Consider the following 17,942-nt stretch of genomic DNA (forward strand, 5'->3'; position numbering starts at 1 on the left):
GTCTACGCAAACCAGGTCACCGGATGTCCAGCTAAGACACCTGCGGCGATTCAGACTTGACGCTGTGCGCGCATCATTTTCTTGTAACGGCGGCGCTCCCGTTCACTCATGCCGCCCCAGATGCCGAAGCGCTCGTCATGTTCGACGGCCCAGTCCAGGCATTGCTTACGGACGGTGCAGTCTGCGCAGACCCGTTTGGCCTCCTGAGTGGAGCCCCCCTTGCCCGGAAAGAACGCCTCCGGATCGGTTTGTGCACAGAGCGCCTCGCTCCGCCATGAAGGTCCGATATTGGCTTCGAACCATTGCATCAGCGGCGTCAGCCTTTTTTTAGTTGTACTGCTGTATCGAGTGTCTATAAAACCACTCATAGCGACCCCCCAGTCCCTAGTGTGTTTACACACTTTTATTACAGTCGCTGCGGGGGTCGTCTGTCAACCCATAACGCCTCTTAACGGATATGTATCGCCCAAGGAGGAGCTCCGGATGGGGGTCAGACTATACTATGACTGGTTCACGCACGCGTCATCGCCATCCCGGTTCTTCCCGCCGGAATGACGCTACAGCGACAGCCGATGAGGAAGGCATACCATTGACGTCCCCAACCAGAAAGATGGGTCTGCCCAACATCAAGGCGGGCAGGAACAGCAAGCCCCGGCACAGCGGCGGGTTCCGCAGCAGCCACCGCCTTCGCACCGGCATTTGCCTGGCCCTGACTTTCGTTCTATGCCTTGTGGCCTCGATGGCGGCGGCCTTCTGGACAGACATCAACGGGCACATGCACGTGCTCAAGCCCGTCAATCCCCTGACCCAAGCGCACAAGGATCCGGAAGACATCTACAAGGGCAAAACCCTGAACGTACTAGTGCTGGGTCAGGATACCCGCGAAGGCAAGGGCAATGCGGACGTGGGCGGCAGCGGGGACGGCCTGGAGGAAAACCACCAGTCGGACACGGCTATGGTGGTCCAGATCGCCGCCGATCGCTCCTATGTGAACGTGGTCTCCATTCCCAGGGATTCCATCGTAGACGCGCCAGTCTGCACCACCAGCAAGGGCAAGACCATCCCAGCCCGACGTCAGGTCATGTTCAACTCAATTTTCGCTGAGGGCTACAACCAAGGCGGCGACGTAACTTCAGCCGCCAGCTGCTCCCTGGCTGCAGTCCGCTCCCTGACCGGCCTGGACATCCAGCAGTTCGTGGTGGCCGACTTCAACGGCCTCAAGTCCATCATCGACGCTCTAGGCGGGGTCGACGTGTGCATCCCTAAGGACACGCGGGACAGCTACACCGGCATCGATCTGAAACGCGGTCTGCACCATCTGGACGGGACCCAGGCCACCGAGTACGCCCGTATGCGCCACGGAACCAGCGCCGACGGATCGGACATCATGCGCACCACCCGCCAGCAGTACCTGATCAAGAGCCTTGTCAACGAGGCCAAGACCGTTGATATTTATTCAGACCTGCCCAAGGCCTACCGTCTGGCCACCACGTCCATCTCCACCCTGCAGCTGAGCGAGGGGCTGGGCAGCTTCCAAACCCTACTGGGCCTGGGCAACTCGCTCAAGCATATAGACACCGCCCATATCTACGCCCGGACCATACCTGTCAAGGAATGGCCCCTGGACCGCTACCGGGTGGTATGGACCGACCAGGCCGAAACCATATGGGACCTGCTGCGCAAAGGCGAGCCGTTGACCCAGGCCAATGAGGATGCTGGCTCGACCTCCTCGTCGGACAATCAGACCAACAGCGAGCAGAAGGCGCAAAGCACGCAGGGTGACGTTCAGACCCAGAGCAAGAGTTCGGACACAGGGACCAGCAGCCAGGCCCCCTCTGCATCTGCATCCGCTCAGCCCGGGCCGGATCCGAGCACAGGACTGATCACCATGCCCGACAAGACCTTGATCGATCCGAGTACAGGCGGCATCGTGGATCCGAACGACGGTACCATCAAAGACGCGCAAACCGGACAGTACATCGGCATGGCAGACCGCTACCTTTTCGCCACGGTCTGTGCGGTTCCGGCGCAGAGATAGCCGATTAACCCCATTAGGTCGTTCAAACATGCTATTGCTTGCCTAGTTGGTCAAAGCTATGGAGGATGAAGGCATGCGGACTGGTTCAGACCAAGGCGGACAAGAGCAGGAGCCACCTAGTTTCATGCCCTCCAGGCATCGCCATCCCGAAGCCGCCCCCAACGCTCCCGCCAAATCCGCCAGGCACAGCCGCAGAAAGCAGGAGCCACCCAGCTTCTCGCCCTCCTCAAGGAGCGTGAATCAACCGACGCGGGCTAACACAACTCGGACAGCCAGGCGCACCAGCGGCTCCTCACGGACCACGCCCAGGCCAGCTGTCCCCACTGCTCCCCGCACAAACGACTGGAGCACCAGCGGCAATCAAGGCAACCGGCGCTTGCGGACCAGTGCCGCCCTGACCCGCAAGCATCCGCTACGTAGGTTCATAGCCATACTGCTGCTGGTCATCCTGCTGGCCCTGTTCGTACTGGCGGGCTGCGGCTGGTTCTGGATCAATGCCAAACTCACCCGCGAGAAAATGCTGACGGACACCCCGGGTTCTGGAGCAACCACCTGGCTTCTGCTGGGATCAGACCAGCGTGACGGCTCCCCAGGAGCCGGCCAAGACACCAGCATCACCGGTTTCCGGACCGACACCATCCTGGTGCTGACCAAGCCCCGGCATGGAGCTGCTTCCTTGATTTCAGTTCCCCGCGACTCTCTGGTCAAACAGGACGGGAACTACATGAAGATCAACGCCGTTGCATACACATCGGGCTATACGGCTCTGACCAGCAAGATCGAGGACATTACGGGCCACAAGATCGATCATGTGGCTCTGATCCGCTTCGGAGGCCTCAGCAAGGTAGTCGACGCCATGGGCGGCATCAATCTCTGCTATGACGCGGACGTCAACGACCCCAAATCAGGCATGGTCTGGTCCAAGGGCTGCCATCAGGCCGATGGCGGCATGGCCTTGGCTTTTACCCGCATGCGCTACTCGGATCCCAAGGGTGACTTCGGGCGGGCCGAGCGGCAGCGGCAGGCCATATCGGCCATTGCCTCAAAGGCTCTGCAGCCTTCGGTCTTGCTCAACCCTGTCGCAGCCAACAAGGTTCTTTCGGCAGGCCTGGATGCCCTCGTGGTGGACGAGCGCACTAACCCCATAGACCTGGTGCGCATGGTTCTAGCCTTCCGCAGCGCCAGTGGCGGAAAAGGCATTACCGGAAGCCTTTATTGGACCAACCCCAACTATTACCCCAACAGATGGGTCGGCTCCACCGTTCTGCTGGATCAGGCCCGCAATACAGACCTGTTCAATCAGCTGATCCAGGGCAGTCACGCCCCAGGCACTGTCGGCGGCATCTAACAGCCAGCATCAGGCACACGCTTCTCGAATCCTGCCAGCCCCATCCACATTCGACCACATTGCAGGTTCTCCCTGGCAATCAACAACGGGAACTTTCATGCTAAGAACATGACCAAGGCCCATTCGCTAGCAAGTGCACTCCCCGCATCAGCGACAGTCGGCTCGAAGAAGTCGATGAAAAATAAGAACGACCATCTGCGCCCCGCTAATAAGCGCAGAGCCCAGGTCATTCTGACCCTGGTTGCACAGACAGCTCCAGTCTTGGCTCAAGCGGGCATGATCTGGTACGTGGTCGGCCAGGGTCGCTGGATACTCCTCCTCCTGCTGCTGCCCAGTCTGATAGGAACTCTAGCCATAGTGCTTTTGAGCCTGCTGCGAGCGCATGGACGGCCATCGTCCTCTCCCCTTGCCAGCGCACAACTGGAATACGACACAGTGTCCAATAGTGCATCCCTATCGACGAACACAGAGGACAAGGCTCGACAGGATCTGGTTGAGCTAGCCTCTGACCCTGGCCCTCAGCTTGAGTCCCGGCTGTCGGAATCAGGGGCTTCAGGACCGCACGGTCTGCTCTGGCAGAGCATCGTGCACGCTTGGCTTGCCGCATCAGGGACGACGGCACCAGCAGTCATCGGAATCCGCTCTGACCATAATCCGCTGATCATCGACTTGCCGCACGACGGGCCCCACGCTCTGGTAGCTGGTACCACAGGATCAGGCAAATCGGTCTTTCTGCAGACCTGGTGCTTGTCCCTGGCCGCCAGCCAGCCGCCGGATCGGCTCAATCTGGTCCTGCTGGACTTCAAGGGCGGTGCCGGATTCAGTCTGCTGGCGCGACTGCCGCATACCGTGGGCTGTGTGACCAATCTGGACCTGGACCGGGCCGTACGCGCATTGAACGGTCTTCAGCGGGAGTTGGAGCGGCGCCAACGCCTGGTTGCCAAAGCAGGAGTAGCAGACACTTCACTGATGGCAGATCCACCGGCACGCTTAGTAGTGGTCATCGACGAGTTTCAGGCCTTACGTCAGCTCCTGCCTGACTATCTGGACAAGCTGACTTCTCTGGCCTCTCAGGGAAGGTCCCTGGGCATGAACCTGGTAGCCTGTACCCAGCAGACCATGGGGCATGTCAGTACTCAGATGCGGGCCAATATGAACCTCGGCATCTGTCTACGGGTACGTGACCCCCTTCAGTCCAGGGAGCTACTGGGCTCCTCCTGCGCCACGGCAATCAATCCGGCATGCCCAGGTTTGGGTTTCCTCGAGCGGGGTCAGGGCCTACAGGCCTTCCGCACTTGCCCAGCGACTGACCCAAAGGCCCTGGTGGAACAGATCATAAAAGCCAATCGCTTCTGCGGCAGCCGACCGCCAGCGCCGCTCTTCTCCCATCCACTGCCAGAGCATGATCCGGCCTGCGGACATGTCCTCTGGCGGTCGGGACGGCCCTTGATACCCCTGGGACACATCGACGACGGGGTCCTGCTCCACATCTATCGGCTGCCGCTCAAAGGCCATACAGCCCTGATCGGACCGCGTGGCCGAGGCAAAAGCACTCTGCTGGCCCTTCTGGCCCGTTCCCTGCTCGCCCTGATGAAGCCGGGAGCTCAGCCAAGCCCGAACTTCGACCTGCGCATTACGCGTCGGACTGGTCAGGACTACAGCAGCAGAGACTTCCCAGGCTCGGTGCCGACACCGCCTCATAGTCGTCAGGATGGCGAACGGGGGCTGGTTTGGATTCTTGATGATGCCCAGGATCTGCTGGATCCGCTCTGCCAGGATCCTCTGGCCACTCTTCTGCAGGAGGCTTTAGAGCAGGAGGACACCACTGTGATTCTCGCCGTGGATACAGCTAGCGCACTGCGAAGACCAGAACGTTTCAGACGTCGCTTGGTGTTTCCTTGTGGCGAACGCGGGACCGATCTGGCAGCTGGCATCCCCGCGGATCGGCTGGCGACCCTATCCTCCCGTACCAGTGCCATTCCTGGACGGTGTCTGATCCTGGATGCGGGCAGCGGTATTCCACTACAGGTGTTCTCTTTAGCCGTAAAACAAATGGACCCTTGAAAAAAGTCGCTCATCGTGCTTATCTTGCATACGGTAGTGATAAATTATCGATAAAAACTTCTTGGAGGCTTAGGTAGATGAGTAATGCGTTTGATTGGCGCGCCAAGGCTGCTTGCCGTGACAAGGACCCTGAGCTGTTCTTCCCAGTCGGCAACACAGGTGCGGCCTATCAGCAAATCGAGGAAGCCAAGGCCGTGTGCCGGACCTGCAAGGTCATTGACGCCTGTCTAAAGTGCGCGCTGGACACCAACCAGGATTATGGCGTCTGGGGCGGGCTGAGCGAGGACGAACGCAGGGCTCTGAAGCGTCGGGCCATGCGAGCGCGTAGATCCCAGGCCATGCAGATGCAGTCCTGATTCTTTGATTCTTTCCAGATTGCAAAAAGAAAGGGGCGATGGCTTAATGCCATCGCCCCTTTCTTTTCCTGAAAAACACCCCCTGGCTGAAAGGCGTCCTCCGTTAAAAGTCGCCCAGCATCACACGTCCTGAGCCACGCGCAGCTTGATGTTGATGACCGCTCTGGTGCCCCCATCCCTGCGGGGCTCCCACTTGACCGTGCCGCCGAAGTCATTGGTAACAAAGGTATTGATGATCTGCGTGCCAAGCCCGGACCCAGTGGAACGAGCCTGGCCCTGATCCGACTCTGTGCTGTAGCCGTTGCCATCATCCTCGACCACCACATTGAGGTTGTTGCCGCCACGGCCCACCGATATGGTGATGTGACCCTCGTCACGCCCCTCAAAGCCATGTTCGACGGCGTTGTTGACCAGTTCGGTCAGCACCAGAGACAGGGGCGTGGCATCCTGGGCGGGCATCATACCGAACTTGCCCACGTATGAGATGGTGATATGTTGGTCGCTGGTCGTCGCCAAGTCCACGCTCATCTTCAGCAGGTTGGCGATCACCTTGTCGAAGTCGACAATCTCGTCAGCGGTCTGGCTGAGGCCCTCGTGAACTACAGCGATGGTCTGGACGCGACGCTGGGCCTCCTCCAGCTCCTTGCGGACCTCGTCGGACTTGGTGCGTCTGGCCTGCAGCCGGAGCAGGGCCGACACGGCCTGAAGGTTGTTCTTGACCCGGTGATGAATCTCCGAAATGGTCGCATCCTTGGTCTGCAGTTCCATCTCCCTGCGGCGCAGCTCCGTCACATCCCGGCAGAGCACAATGGCACCCGTTCTACCCTGCTTGCCGTACAGGGGCAGAGAACGCATGGAGACGGCCGACCCGTTGGCATCCAGCTCCGAGTCCACGGCCGCCTTGCCCGACAGGACCAGTGGCAGGGAGTCGGGCACTGGATCATTCTCCTTGAGCAGAGAGGTCCCGATCTCGCTCAGATACTGGCCAATCATGGTCTCCACCGAACCCAGCCTGCGGAAGCAACTGATGGCATTGGGCGAGGCATAGCGCACCACGCCGCCCGCCGTCAGCACGAAGAAACCGTCAGCCACCCTGGCGTTATGCCGCTGGTTGAGTACTGAATCCGCATAGGGAAACTCACCGCGGGTGATCATCTCGAAGAGCTCCTTGCCCGAGTTGATGCTCTCGCTCTCATAGCGGCCATTGGACTCGCGGGTAGCCATATTGGTCTCCCTGACCACCAGACCCAGGGTTCTGCCCTGGTGACGGATGGGGGCGTAAACGTCGCAGACCGTGGCGCGGCCGATGGTGCGCAGCTTGGTGGACCGCAGCACCCCCTTGGACCGCATGGCCGCCTCCAGCTCCTCGCGACGATCAGCAGAGAACTGCTCCCCAACCACGTCTTCGGTGCGCAGAGACATGACCGTGGAGGGTCGGCACTGCTCGGCCACAGTAAACTCCCCCTCACCGGTGCGCAGCAGGAGCAGCAGGTCAGCAAAGCTCAGATCGGCTATGACCTGCCAGTCGGCCACCAGATGGTGGAGCCACTCTCGGTCCTCCTCATTGCAGTCGTCGCACGATGCCAGAATTTCGGAAAAATCAGCCATGTCCTCCATCATACAAAGGACCCGCAGAAGCAGACAGACTGGTCATGCCAAGGGCGATGATGCCATGTGCGTTCAATACACGGGTCTGAGGTAGGGTTGTTCACGGATATTTCGCCCCGATGGCCGGACAAAACAAGTCCGGACCGATCAAGGAGCTAAGGGAGGGCCATGGCAATCAGGACCAGCGAGGACGGCAGACCGCCTGAAGACCAAGAGGTCGATCCCGATCTCGAGCGCCGCCGTCAACAGCGTCGTCAGGAGCTGACCTACCTACGCCGAGATTCAGAGGTGGCCCACGAGGCCCATCTGCAGGCCAAGGCTGATGCAGTGCGCGCCAAGGCCAAAGCCAAGGCTGCGCGAATCATGACTAAGGCCGAGATCAAGGCATCACGCATTGAGGGCATCCCCGACATGGAGATCGAGCGTAAGGTCCGTTTGGATGTGCACGGTCGTCCTAAGCCTCTCCTGCGCGGCTGGATCCACGCCGTGGCCGCCCCACTGGCCCTAGCCGCCGGCATCGTGCTGATCTGTCTGGCCCACGGCACTGGCCTCAAGCTGGCCTGCGCTGTCTTCATGGTCGCTTCACTGGCCCTCTTTGGCAACTCGGCCCTCTACCATCTGGGTGACTGGACGCCAGGTACTACGGACGTGCTGCGCCGACTGGACCATGTTAATATCTTCCTGCTCATCGCTGGCACTTACACCCCTATCTCCTTCGCGCTTGACCCCTTCTGGAGACGGATCATCATCCTGGGCATGTGGGGGGCAAGCCTAGTGGCCATGATCGTCCACGTCTTCTGGATAGAGGCTCCCCGCTGGCTGTATACCCTGGTCTATGTGGTCTTCGGAGTCTCAGGTGTGGGCTTCCTGAAGCTCTTCTGGGACTCACCCATGGCCGGTCCGCCGGTGGTTTGGCTGATCGTGGCCGGCGGCCTGGCCTACATCCTGGGAGCCGTGGTCTACGGCCTGCGCCGACCGGACCCCTGGCCGCGGGTGTTCGGCTTCCATGAGATCTTCCACTGTGGGACGGTCATCGGCTACGCCTGCCATATCGTGGCCATCTACCTGGTGGTCTGCAATTTGCGCTGAGCAGCTCGCCAGTCCCGTGCCTTTTGAATAAAAACATCGGTCTGCCTTAAGAATCAACCGATTATACACAGAGCACTTACTCATAGACAAAGCCGCCCTTCGTCGACCATGGCGAAGAGCGGCTTCATTCAGGCCGGGCTGGGGCGGTGAGGGGTCGTCCCGCTACTTGAGGGGCCGGGCATCCTTGACAGTGACCGAGATATCCTTGCCGTTAGGGGCCTTGTAGGTCACGGTCTGGCCCTTCTTGGCGCCCATGAGGGCTGCTCCGATGGGCGACTCGGGGCTTATGACATCGTAGTCGGTGGCCACGGTCAAATCCCTGGAGCCCAATACATAGACCATTTCGCTGCCGGCCATGGTCAGGGTGACCAGGGAGCCATTGCCCACCGTGCCGGCCTTGGGAGCCTTGAGAATCTTGGCGTTGCGCAGCTTGACGATCAGCTCGTTGATCCGCCCCTCATTCTTGCCCTGCTCCTCGCGGGCAGCCTGGTAGCCGCCGTTTTCGCTCAGATCACCCTCAGCGCGGGCAGCCGCGATGCGTTCGGTAATCTCATCGCGGTACTCGCCCTGACGATGGTCAAGCTCCTCCTTAAGCTTGTCATAAGCGGCCTGTGTCAGCAGAATCGTCTTTTCCTCAGCCATCTGATTCCTCCTTGTTTGATCCACTTGTCTCGTGGCCCGACCTTAACTGCAAAGTCAAGGGTATGAAAAAGGCGCCGGCCCTCACCGGCGCCTGAAGACCCTTGTCTACCGTGTCGATATGATGTCGATCACGAAGACCAGGGTATCGTCGCCGCCGATACCCGCCTGGGGCATCCCCTGACGGCCGTATCCGTACTCCGGCGGAATGGAGACCAGCAACCTGGACCCCACATTGTGGCCGGGCACCGTCTGGTCCCAGCCGCGAATGACCTGCCCCACGCCAATGCCGAAGCTGGCTGGCTGATGACGCTGGAAGCTGGAGTCGAAGACCTGATCCGAACCCCAAACGACGCCGTGATAGTTGACGGTAACGGTATCACCCTTGCGGACAACAGGCCCGTCCCCCTCGACCAGTTCCACGGCGCGCAGCCCGCTGGGTGCCGGACCATGGAAGGTTATGGTCGGCGAGGCACCGAATTCGGCGTTCACCTCGGGCATGGATTGGTCACTCATCACAACTCCTTTGGTTTTCTTGCATACCAGCGTATCGGTTCGTCGGCCTTGTGACAAGTTGCAACACTGCCGCCAAGCCGATCATGCCTTGGTGCCCCGGGTGGGAATCGAACCCACAAGCCGGTGAAGGCGGCGGATTTTAAGTCCGATGCGTATACCATTTCGCCACCGGGGCCGTTACACATAACGCCTTAGTATATCATTTGCGCAGGAGGGTCCGACCATAGTCCAGGACCAGGCCATCCAGGAGGCCGTGCTCGCTGGCCACATAGGTTCCCGAAGCCAGCGCGCTCGGACTGGCCTGGCCTAGACGCTCCAGCAGACGGCTCCAGATCAGAGCGCCGCCGCCGATCACATCCACACGTCCGGGATGGATGGCCTTGAGCTCCCGACGCTCCTGCCGCCTCATATTCAGCACCTGATCGTCAACCCGGCGGGTCGCTTCAACCGAAATGGACTGGCCGTCGACGGCATGGCGATCGTAGATCTGGCATCCCAGAGCCAGGGCGCTCATGGTGGTAACCGTGCCGGAGACTCCGATCACACTGCCGACCTCGGCTACAGGAACCTGGTCGAAGGCCCGGTCGATCCAGCAGTCGACATCCTCAAGCGCCTGGTCGATCTGCTCCCGGCTGGGCGGATCGTCCAGCAGATGGCGCTCGGTCATCCGCACGGAGCCGATGTTCATGGAGCAGGAAGCCATGACATGGTCCGCAGGCAGATCGCTCCCGTCCCCACCCAGGACAAGCTCGGTGGAGCCACCACCCAGGTCAACCACCAGGTAGGGCGCAGGAGGCATATTAGCGCTGCCCCGCTGCTCCAGCACACTGACCGCGCCCAAAAAACTCAGCGAGGCCTCCTGGGAGCCGCTGATGACCTCAGGCGTGACCCCTAGGATGGAGCGCACCCCCTCTTCGAAACTCTCGCGGTTGTCGGCATCTCTGGTGGCCGATGTGGCCACAAAGCGCAGGCCATTCACCGGGTGCTCCTGCAGCTGTCGGGCGAAGAGCCGACAGGCCTCAAAGGCGCGCTCCAGAGCCTGATTGGAGAAGCGGTGGTTGCGGTCCACGCCCTCCCCCAGCCGGATAACCCGCATCAGCCTGGGAGCCACCGGGTGGAGTCCCTGTCGGTCCACCTGGGCTATCAGCAGACGTATGGAATTGGTGCCGCAGTCCACGCCCGCCACCGTTACCTGATCCATGGAAGCCCCCTTCATCGCCTCTCCTGCCGATCCTCTTGCCGGAATGCTTCAGCCCAGGGCTGGGCGCACCTGCAGAGCTGTGGGTCGAATACCGGCCGCACCAGATCCAGGACCCGGTCGCCCAGGGGATTGATCCCGGGACCCATAACCAGGGACTGGGCGGTCAGAGCATGCAGACACTTGACGCGCTTGGGCATGCCACCGGCCGAGATTCCGGCGATGCGCCCTTCATCGTCACCCAGCCGCTGGGCCAGGGCTGAGCGGAAGGCCAGATAGAGTTCATGCGCCCTGCGGTAAGAGTCGGCCAGATCCGCATGCGAACCTAACTCGGTATTCCAGTCAGCCATGATGCCATCGGCCTCCAACCGTGAGACGGCCTTGACGACTTCAGGACTGGTCAGATAGCACGTGGTCGGAAAGGGCGTGTCATCCTCCAGCTGGGGCCGAGTGACCACAGCCAGCGGATTGCCACAGACGCAACAGGCGCCCACGGCCACCATGCCACGCGGATAGCGGCCCAGCTGCCGGTTCACGACGGCTATCTGATCTGGCGTAGCCGGAGTGGCCAGAAGCTCCTGTACACGATCTCTGACCGCTGCCAATCCTCGGTCGCTAACCAGACTGGAGACTTCGACCTCATGCTGCCCAACCTCGGACTCGACCTGGACCTTGTCTGCGGCTTGAGATTCCACTGCTGGCTGGGGCCGTCCCTGGGCCTTGATCACGCCTGACCTCATCTTTCCTGATTGTTTTGCTGCTGCTATGTTCATTAACCGCTGGGGCGACAAAATCCGAGCCTTCGGAGTTCACTGCGCTCCCCCGCCATCGGATGGAGAAGGGCCACCAGAACCACCAGGACTGCTGGGACCAGTCGGACTAGCTGATCCGCTCGGACTGGCGGATCCTTTCTGACTGGTTCCGTCGCCAGGATGCTGTCCTGCACCCCCTTTGCTCCTATTAGCAGCCGGATCCTGATCGGCCTTGGCGAAGGAGTAGGCCATCTCCTGATACCAGGGCAGGGAGTTCTTCCTGGGGGCCCGGACCCCCTTGCTCCCGGCATCGTCCTTGTCTTTGCCGCCCGTAACCGCCTCCGGATGCAAGACGCGGATGGCCTCCTCGTCAGGGAAGACGAATCCCAGCCGATCCCGGGCCTGGGCGGTTACATAGGCCTTGTCGTCCCAACGCCGGATCTGGTTCTCCAGGTCACGCTTGTGCTCGACAAGCTGGGCCTGTTGGTTGCGCAGACCGTTGAGCTCGGAAAGATTTATGGCATAGGCATGGAAGGTCGAGACCAGTTGGATCAGCCCCAAAGCCACGATGATGACCGCTACAAAGAACGTGATGGGTCCCGACGACCACCTGTCTGTCCGCCGATCGACGTCGCTTCGTTTGTTCTCGGTCATACTCACAAAAATACCCGCGGCAGCCGACGCGGACCGCCACGGGTGAAAAGACTGCCCTGTCGGGTCAAAACCTGCGAAGGCTCCGATCCGGCCGGCAAGGCCTTACTTGGTGTACTTCTTGCAGGCCTTGAAGGCGCTATAGCCGGCGTACTCGGCGGTGGAGCCCAGCTCCTCCTCGATCTCCAGCAGCCGGTTGTACTTGGCGATGCGCTCGCCGCGGGCCGGAGCACCGGTCTTGATCTGGCGGGTGTTCTTAGCCACGGCCAGGTCGGCGATAGTGGTGTCGGAGGTCTCGCCGGAACGGTGGGAAACCATGGATGTGAACCCGTTGGCGGTAGCCAGCTCAATGGCGTCCAGGGTCTCGGTCACAGTGCCGATCTGGTTGAGCTTAACCAGCAGGGAGTTGGCTGCCTTCAGGTCGATGCCCTTCTGCAGTCTCTTGGGGTTGGTCACCAGCAGGTCGTCGCCCACGAACTGCAGACGGTCGCCCATGGCGGCGGTGATCTTCTGCCAGGCGCCCCAGTCCTCCTCGGCGAAGGGATCCTCAATGGAGACCAGGGGATACCTCTCTACCAGCCCCTGGTAGTAGTCCAGCATGTAGTCGGCATCGCGATCCTCGCCGTCGAAGTGGTACTTGTCAGTGTCCTTGTTGTAGAACTCCGAGGAGGCCACGTCCAGGCAGAGGCCGATCTGTTTGCCGGGCTCGTAGCCGGCGGCCTGAATGGCATCGACGATGTACTTCAAGGAGTCCTCATTGGACTTCATCTTGGGGGCAAAGCCGCCCTCGTCGCCCAGACCGGTCTCATGACCGTCCTTCTTGAGAATGCCCTTGAGGGTGTGGTAGACCTCGACGCCGGCGCGCAGAGCCTCCCGATAGGAGTCGAAGCCGTAGGGGGAGATCATGTACTCCTGGATGTCGGTGGCAAAGTCAGCGTGGGCGCCGCCGTTCATGATGTTCATGTTGGGCACAGGCAGGATGTGGCCGTTGGTGCCGCCCAGATAGCGATAGAGAGGCAGTTCGGCGGACTCGGCAGCCGCATAGAGCGCAGCCAGGGAGACGCCCAGAATGGCGTTGGCGCCCAGCTTGCCCTTGTTGGGGGTGCCGTCCAGATCAATCATGGTCTCGTCCAGGGCGCGCTGATCGGTGGCGTCCATGCCGATGACATTGGGAGCGATGGTCTCATTGACCGCCTTGACGGCGTCCAGCACGCCCTTGCCCTGATAGCGCTTCTTGTCGCCATCCCTACGTTCCCAGGCCTCGGCCTCGCCGGTGGAAGCACCGGAGGGAACCAGACCACGCCCCTCAGCGCCGTCCTCAGTCTGCAGAACGACCTCGACGGTCGGGTTGCCGCGGGAATCAAGAATTTCGCGCGCGAACACGCTTTCAATTGCTGCCACAACTGCTCCTTCAATAAGTTGTTGTGATGTCTCTTACAGAATACTAGTTTTGTTGGACGGGCGAGGGACCCGCTGGCGTGCCATCATCGGAGGACTTGGGCAACCCCCAGGCAAGGTCGTCCAGCAGGGTGCCCACCCAGGCGGTCATGGCCGCTGAATCCATGGGTCCCGAACCCAGCGAGCCCGCGAAAGGCGCCGGAATCAGCAGGGTCTGTGTCACTGGGCGGTACTGGCTGCCCTTGTATATTCGTGCGATCCTGGCCTGGAGAGAGTCGGGCATGGTTACGGGCCTGATGCGCACCCTGGAGCCCTGGGAGGCGATCTCCGCTATACCCAAGGCGCGAGCCTTGGCGCGCAGCCTGGCTACAGCGAAGAGGGTGTCGAACTGGGCAGGCGGACGACCGTAGCGGTCAGTCAGCTCCTCGTGCAGGTCGCGCAGATCCTGCTCGTTGCGGGCCGAGGCCAGCTTGCGGTAGGCCTCCAGACGCAGCTTGTCCGAATCGATGTAGTCCACCGGAATGGAGGCCTCAAGGGGTAGGTCGATGCTGACGGTGACCGGCTCTGTCCGCCCGGGCTCCTTGTACTCTTCCACAGCTTCAGAAACCATGCGCACGTAAAGATCGAAGCCGACTCCCTCGATATGGCCGGACTGCTCGTCGCCCAGCAGGTTGCCGGTTCCGCGTAGCTCCAGGTCCTTCATGGCCACATCGTAGCCGGACCCCAGCGCCGTGTTCTGCGCGATGGTGGCCAGCCGATCGTGGGCGGTCTGGGTCATGGGCTTGCTGGGGTCGTAGAGGAAGTAGGCGTAGGCGCGCTCCCGGCCGCGTCCCACCCGGCCGCGCAGCTGGTGGAGCTGGGAGAGTCCGAAGCGGTCTGCCCGGTCCACTATCAGCGTGTTGGCGTTGGGGATATCCAGGCCGGTCTCGACGATGGTAGTGCAGACCAGCACATCGATGTCCCGGTGCCAGAAGTCACGAATGACCCCGTCCAGCTGCTTCTCCCCCATCTTGCCGTGGGCCACGCCCACCTTGGCCTCGGGGACCAGCGTCTGCACTTTGGCTGAGACCTTGCCGATGTCCTCCACCCGGTTGTGGATGTAGAAGATCTGGCCCCCGCGCAGGAGCTCTCGGCGAATGGCTGCAGTCACCTGGGCATCCTCGTAGGCGCCCACATAAGTCAGCACCGGCAGACGGTCCTCAGGGGGCGTAGCCAGCGTGGACATCTCACGGATGCCGGTCACCGCCATCTCCAGGGTGCGCGGAATAGGCGTAGCCGACAGGGACAGGACGTCAACGTTGGTCCGCATGGCCTTGAGGGTCTCCTTGGCCTCCACGCCGAAGCGCTGCTCCTCGTCGACGATCATCAGGCCCAGATCCTTGAAACGGATGCGCGGGTTGAGCAGCTTGTGGGTGCCGATGACTACATCCACGGCCCCGCTGGACAGGCCCTCCATGGTGGCTTGGTTCTCCTTGGCGGTCTGGAAGCGGCTCATGGCTGCTACATCCACCGGGAATCCTGCAAACCGCTCGGTAAAGGTCTGATAGTGCTGCTGGACCAGCAAGGTCGTGGGCACCAGAACCACCACCTGTTTGCCGTCCTGAACGGCCTTAAAGGCGGCACGGATGGCTATTTCGGTTTTGCCGAAGCCTACATCACCGCAAATCAAGCGGTCCATGGGCACGGGCTTCTCCATATCGGCCTTGACATCGTCGATGGCCGTCAGCTGGTCCGGAGTCTCCTGGTAGGGGAAGGCGTCCTCCAACTCCTTCTGCCAAGGAGTATCCGGGCTGAAGGCGAAGCCCTTGGTGCGCTGCCGGGCCGAATAAAGCTTGACCAGGCCCTGGGCGATCTTATGGACATGCTTGCGGGCCTTGGCCTTGGTGGCCGACCAGTCGGAGCCCAACTTGTTGAGTCTCGGGATCTCGGCGCCAATGTAGCGGCTGATCTGGTCCAGCTGGTCGGCAGGCACGAAGAGCTTATCTGGAGGGGCGTTGCGCTTGGAGGGGGCGTACTCCAGGACCAGATACTCCCGACTGCCCTTGCTTGGGCCTACGCCCACGCTGCGCTGGCGCATGCCCAGGAAGCGACCGATGCCGTGCTGGTCGTGGACCACATAGTCGCCGGGCTTGAGCTCGTCCAGGTCGATGGCCTTGCGTCGACGGTTGGAAGTCTTGCTTCCGGCAGCCACGCTGGTGCGCCCGGTCAGGTCACGCTCGGTCAGCAGGGCCAGATGGGCAGACTGGTCCACGAAGCCGTCGACGGCCAGGGAGCGGTGGTACTCCACCCCGACGACCCCCGTGGTCTGCACGGCCCGACGCAGACGGCTCAGCGTTCCTTGGGCCGGAGCGGTGACTACAACCCGATCGCCGTGCTCCAGCAGGGAGGCGATGCCCGATGCGGCCCGATCCTCGTCGCCGCGGTACTGGTCCGGTGCCAGAGCATCCAGACGCTCGGCCCCCTCCTGATCCGGGTCCACCGACAGGTCGGTCAGCTTCCAGACCTCTCCCTTGCGGTACTCCAGTGAAGCGATGACCTCGTCGTAGTCCAGGAAACTGGCCCTGTCGAAGCTGATGGGCGCACCCGAGCCCTGCCCGGAGGCCGCCACATGCCAACTGGCGGCCAGGAACTCGTTGGCGGTCTTGACCAGGTCTTGGGCGGAGCGGGCCAGCAGCTGCGGCTCAGACAGCAGAATCAGAGCGCCCTCAGGCAACATGGATCCTACCGGCACCAGGTCGTCGACCAGGGCAGGCAGGAGGGATTCCATGCCCTCCACCGGAATGGCTTCGGCGATGGATTCCAGCATGTCATCGGCGTTGGGGATGCTCCCGATCAGGGAGCGAGCGCGGGCGCGGACCTGGTCGGTCAGCTGCAGCTCGCGGCAGGGCGGCGCCCAGATCCGGTCCAGATCGGGGCCGTAGGTTCGTTGATCTGAGGCGTGGAAGCTGCGGATAGTGTCCACTTCGTCGCCAAAGAACTCGATGCGCACCGGGTGAGCCATGGTGGGAACAAAGACGTCAAGGATGCCGCCTCGGACGGCGAACTGGCCACGCTCCATGACCAGATCCACGCGGGTGTAAGCGTTGCGAACCAGGGCCTGGACGGCCTGATCCAGAGGCAGCTCCTGGCCACGCAGGAAGACCAGGGGCTTCACATCCTGCAGACCCTTCACCACCGGCTGCAGCAGGGAGCGCACAGGCATGACCAAAATGCGGATGGGTCCAAAATCAGGATCGTCCTGAACAGGATGGGCCAGCCGCCTGAAGACGGCCATTCGTGAGGCCACGGTGTCTGCCCGGGGCGAGAGCCGCTCATGAGGCAGGGTCTCCCAGGAGCGCAGCAGAGCCACGTCAGCAGGATCGCCCCCATACCAGGAGCGGACGGCGCCGCTCATCTCCTGAGCGTCACGTTCAGAAGGGACCACCAGGACGACTGGGGCACGCCCGGCTGCGGCTGCTGCCAAGGCTGGCCTGATGCCCTGAGGAGCTTGAACCATGAGGGGGATATCAGTGTCCTCCGCAGGCTGGGAGTCTCCTTTGACCAATCTGGCGAAGGCAGCATCCGTCTGAAGAGCGTCCAGGAGAGGATGCAAGGGCCCATTCAGGGATTCCTGGGGCTCTGCCTTCTTGCCGGCCTCCTGCCCTGACCGGGTATCCTCATCGACCATTGAACTGCTCCTGAGCCTGGCTGAGGCCCTTGGTGATCACGGTTTCTGCGGCATCAGCGCCATCTGCCAAAAACTCAGGCAGACGCTTGCGCTGATCGCCGGCAAAAGTGCCCAGAACCCAGTCCACGGTACGCCTATGGGCATCTGGACCTCCTCGGACATGCCCCACGCCCATGCGGACCCGGGCGTAGACGTTGCTGCCCAGTGAGCGATCGATGGAGCGGATGCCGTTGTGCCCGCCCGAGGATCCGCCGGCCTTGACCTTGATTCGGCCGAACTCCAGATCCATATCGTCATGGATGACCACGACCCGGCTAACTGGTATGTGATAGTAAGAGCAAATGGAGGCCAGAGCATCGCCCGAGTCGTTCATGAAGGTGAGCGGCTTAGTCAGGAAGAAAGCCGTGCGATGTCCGTCGAGATCCAGGGTGCCGCGGCCCAGCAGAGCCAGACCCTTGTGGTCGCGCATGTTGACCGACCATCGTTCGGCCAGCAGATCGGCGCACATGAAGCCCATGTTGTGCCTGGTGCCCTTATACTCGTCACCCGGGTTGCCCAGTCCGGCTATCAGCCAGAAATCGGATGCCATGTAGGTGATACCTCCTGCTCTCAAACGCG

General features: G+C 61.5%; 15 protein-coding genes and 1 tRNA gene. 5 read left to right on the forward strand and 11 right to left on the reverse strand.

Features of this window, described 5'->3' with window-relative positions:
• Window positions 1-50: 50 nt before the first annotated feature.
• The gene (locus ACUIAD_RS07290; RefSeq protein WP_110452211.1) at window positions 51-308 is read right to left on the reverse strand and encodes a WhiB family transcriptional regulator; all 258 of its coding nucleotides are present in this window, start codon (window positions 306-308) and stop codon (window positions 51-53) included.
• Between the two features lie 302 nt (window positions 309-610).
• Between ACUIAD_RS07290 and ACUIAD_RS07295 the strand changes: the two genes are divergently transcribed.
• The 4 genes from ACUIAD_RS07295 to ACUIAD_RS07310 all read left to right on the forward strand — a co-directional run bounded on the left by ACUIAD_RS07295 (window position 611) and on the right by ACUIAD_RS07310 (window position 5,806).
• A complete protein-coding gene (locus ACUIAD_RS07295) occupies window positions 611-2,038 on the forward strand; it encodes an LCP family protein (protein WP_445343191.1) in 1,428 nt (475 codons plus the stop codon).
• Between the two features lie 73 nt (window positions 2,039-2,111).
• On the forward strand, window positions 2,112-3,386 hold the full coding sequence (locus tag ACUIAD_RS07300) for an LCP family protein (RefSeq protein ID WP_445343192.1): 1,275 nt from the start codon (window positions 2,112-2,114) through the stop codon (window positions 3,384-3,386).
• Window positions 3,387-3,560: 174 nt separating this feature from the next.
• Complete coding sequence (locus ACUIAD_RS07305) at window positions 3,561-5,450, forward strand: FtsK/SpoIIIE domain-containing protein (protein WP_445343193.1); 1,890 nt, start codon at window positions 3,561-3,563, stop codon at window positions 5,448-5,450.
• A 77-nt stretch (window positions 5,451-5,527) separates the two neighbouring features.
• Entirely contained in the window at window positions 5,528-5,806 is a 279-nt protein-coding gene (locus ACUIAD_RS07310) for a WhiB family transcriptional regulator (RefSeq protein ID WP_015021978.1), read from the forward strand.
• A gap of 120 nt (window positions 5,807-5,926) precedes the next feature.
• Here ACUIAD_RS07310 and ACUIAD_RS07315 read toward each other — a convergent pair whose 3' ends face one another.
• Window positions 5,927-7,414, reverse strand: a complete 1,488-nt coding sequence (locus ACUIAD_RS07315) for a sensor histidine kinase (protein WP_181414445.1) — start codon at window positions 7,412-7,414, stop codon at window positions 5,927-5,929.
• 168 nt (window positions 7,415-7,582) lie between these two features.
• Here ACUIAD_RS07315 and trhA point away from each other — a divergent pair, with 168 nt between their 5' ends.
• Complete coding sequence (trhA, locus tag ACUIAD_RS07320; RefSeq protein ID WP_445343194.1) at window positions 7,583-8,503, forward strand: PAQR family membrane homeostasis protein TrhA; 921 nt, start codon at window positions 7,583-7,585, stop codon at window positions 8,501-8,503.
• A gap of 162 nt (window positions 8,504-8,665) precedes the next feature.
• Here the strand turns inward: trhA and ACUIAD_RS07325 are convergent, their stop codons facing one another.
• The 9 genes from ACUIAD_RS07325 to pth all read right to left on the reverse strand — a co-directional run bounded on the left by ACUIAD_RS07325 (window position 8,666) and on the right by pth (window position 17,913).
• A complete protein-coding gene (locus ACUIAD_RS07325; RefSeq protein WP_110452216.1) occupies window positions 8,666-9,145 on the reverse strand; it encodes a GreA/GreB family elongation factor in 480 nt (159 codons plus the stop codon).
• A gap of 105 nt (window positions 9,146-9,250) precedes the next feature.
• Complete coding sequence (locus tag ACUIAD_RS07330; RefSeq protein ID WP_110452217.1) at window positions 9,251-9,658, reverse strand: FKBP-type peptidyl-prolyl cis-trans isomerase; 408 nt, start codon at window positions 9,656-9,658, stop codon at window positions 9,251-9,253.
• A gap of 89 nt (window positions 9,659-9,747) precedes the next feature.
• Window positions 9,748-9,833: transfer RNA gene (locus tag ACUIAD_RS07335), tRNA-Leu, on the reverse strand.
• Between the two features lie 24 nt (window positions 9,834-9,857).
• Complete coding sequence (locus ACUIAD_RS07340) at window positions 9,858-10,859, reverse strand: Ppx/GppA phosphatase family protein (RefSeq protein ID WP_181414446.1); 1,002 nt, start codon at window positions 10,857-10,859, stop codon at window positions 9,858-9,860.
• Between the two features lie 11 nt (window positions 10,860-10,870).
• On the reverse strand, window positions 10,871-11,596 hold the full coding sequence (locus ACUIAD_RS07345) for a DUF501 domain-containing protein (protein ID WP_445343195.1): 726 nt from the start codon (window positions 11,594-11,596) through the stop codon (window positions 10,871-10,873).
• Window positions 11,597-11,665: 69 nt separating this feature from the next.
• Complete coding sequence (locus ACUIAD_RS07350; RefSeq protein ID WP_445343196.1) at window positions 11,666-12,262, reverse strand: FtsB family cell division protein; 597 nt, start codon at window positions 12,260-12,262, stop codon at window positions 11,666-11,668.
• A 102-nt stretch (window positions 12,263-12,364) separates the two neighbouring features.
• Window positions 12,365-13,660, reverse strand: coding sequence for a phosphopyruvate hydratase (gene eno / locus ACUIAD_RS07355; RefSeq protein WP_445343197.1), 1,296 nt, complete (start codon window positions 13,658-13,660; stop codon window positions 12,365-12,367).
• A gap of 43 nt (window positions 13,661-13,703) precedes the next feature.
• Entirely contained in the window at window positions 13,704-17,324 is a 3,621-nt protein-coding gene (gene mfd, locus ACUIAD_RS07360; RefSeq protein ID WP_445343198.1) for a transcription-repair coupling factor, read from the reverse strand.
• The gene (gene pth / locus ACUIAD_RS07365; RefSeq protein WP_110452222.1) at window positions 17,314-17,913 is read right to left on the reverse strand and encodes an aminoacyl-tRNA hydrolase; all 600 of its coding nucleotides are present in this window, start codon (window positions 17,911-17,913) and stop codon (window positions 17,314-17,316) included. Before pth ends, mfd begins: the two co-directional genes overlap by 11 nt.
• Window positions 17,914-17,942 lie beyond the last annotated feature (29 nt).

This window comes from Bifidobacterium sp. ESL0819 (assembly GCF_052606245.1).

Coding starts and splice junctions, on each gene's coding strand:
- ACUIAD_RS07290 (WP_110452211.1), bottom strand. CDS start 308: ATGCAATGGTTCGAAGCCAATATCGGACCTTCATGGCGGAGCGAGGCG.
- ACUIAD_RS07295 (WP_445343191.1), top strand. CDS start 611: ATGGGTCTGCCCAACATCAAGGCGGGCAGGAACAGCAAGCCCCGGCAC.
- ACUIAD_RS07300 (WP_445343192.1), top strand. CDS start 2,112: ATGCGGACTGGTTCAGACCAAGGCGGACAAGAGCAGGAGCCACCTAGT.
- ACUIAD_RS07305 (WP_445343193.1), top strand. CDS start 3,561: ATGAAAAATAAGAACGACCATCTGCGCCCCGCTAATAAGCGCAGAGCC.
- ACUIAD_RS07310 (WP_015021978.1), top strand. CDS start 5,528: ATGAGTAATGCGTTTGATTGGCGCGCCAAGGCTGCTTGCCGTGACAAG.
- ACUIAD_RS07315 (WP_181414445.1), bottom strand. CDS start 7,414: ATGGCTGATTTTTCCGAAATTCTGGCATCGTGCGACGACTGCAATGAG.
- trhA (WP_445343194.1), top strand. CDS start 7,583: ATGGCAATCAGGACCAGCGAGGACGGCAGACCGCCTGAAGACCAAGAG.
- ACUIAD_RS07325 (WP_110452216.1), bottom strand. CDS start 9,145: ATGGCTGAGGAAAAGACGATTCTGCTGACACAGGCCGCTTATGACAAG.
- ACUIAD_RS07330 (WP_110452217.1), bottom strand. CDS start 9,658: ATGAGTGACCAATCCATGCCCGAGGTGAACGCCGAATTCGGTGCCTCG.
- ACUIAD_RS07340 (WP_181414446.1), bottom strand. CDS start 10,859: ATGGATCAGGTAACGGTGGCGGGCGTGGACTGCGGCACCAATTCCATA.
- ACUIAD_RS07345 (WP_445343195.1), bottom strand. CDS start 11,596: ATGAGGTCAGGCGTGATCAAGGCCCAGGGACGGCCCCAGCCAGCAGTG.
- ACUIAD_RS07350 (WP_445343196.1), bottom strand. CDS start 12,262: ATGACCGAGAACAAACGAAGCGACGTCGATCGGCGGACAGACAGGTGG.
- mfd (WP_445343198.1), bottom strand. CDS start 17,324: ATGGTCGATGAGGATACCCGGTCAGGGCAGGAGGCCGGCAAGAAGGCA.
- pth (WP_110452222.1), bottom strand. CDS start 17,913: ATGGCATCCGATTTCTGGCTGATAGCCGGACTGGGCAACCCGGGTGAC.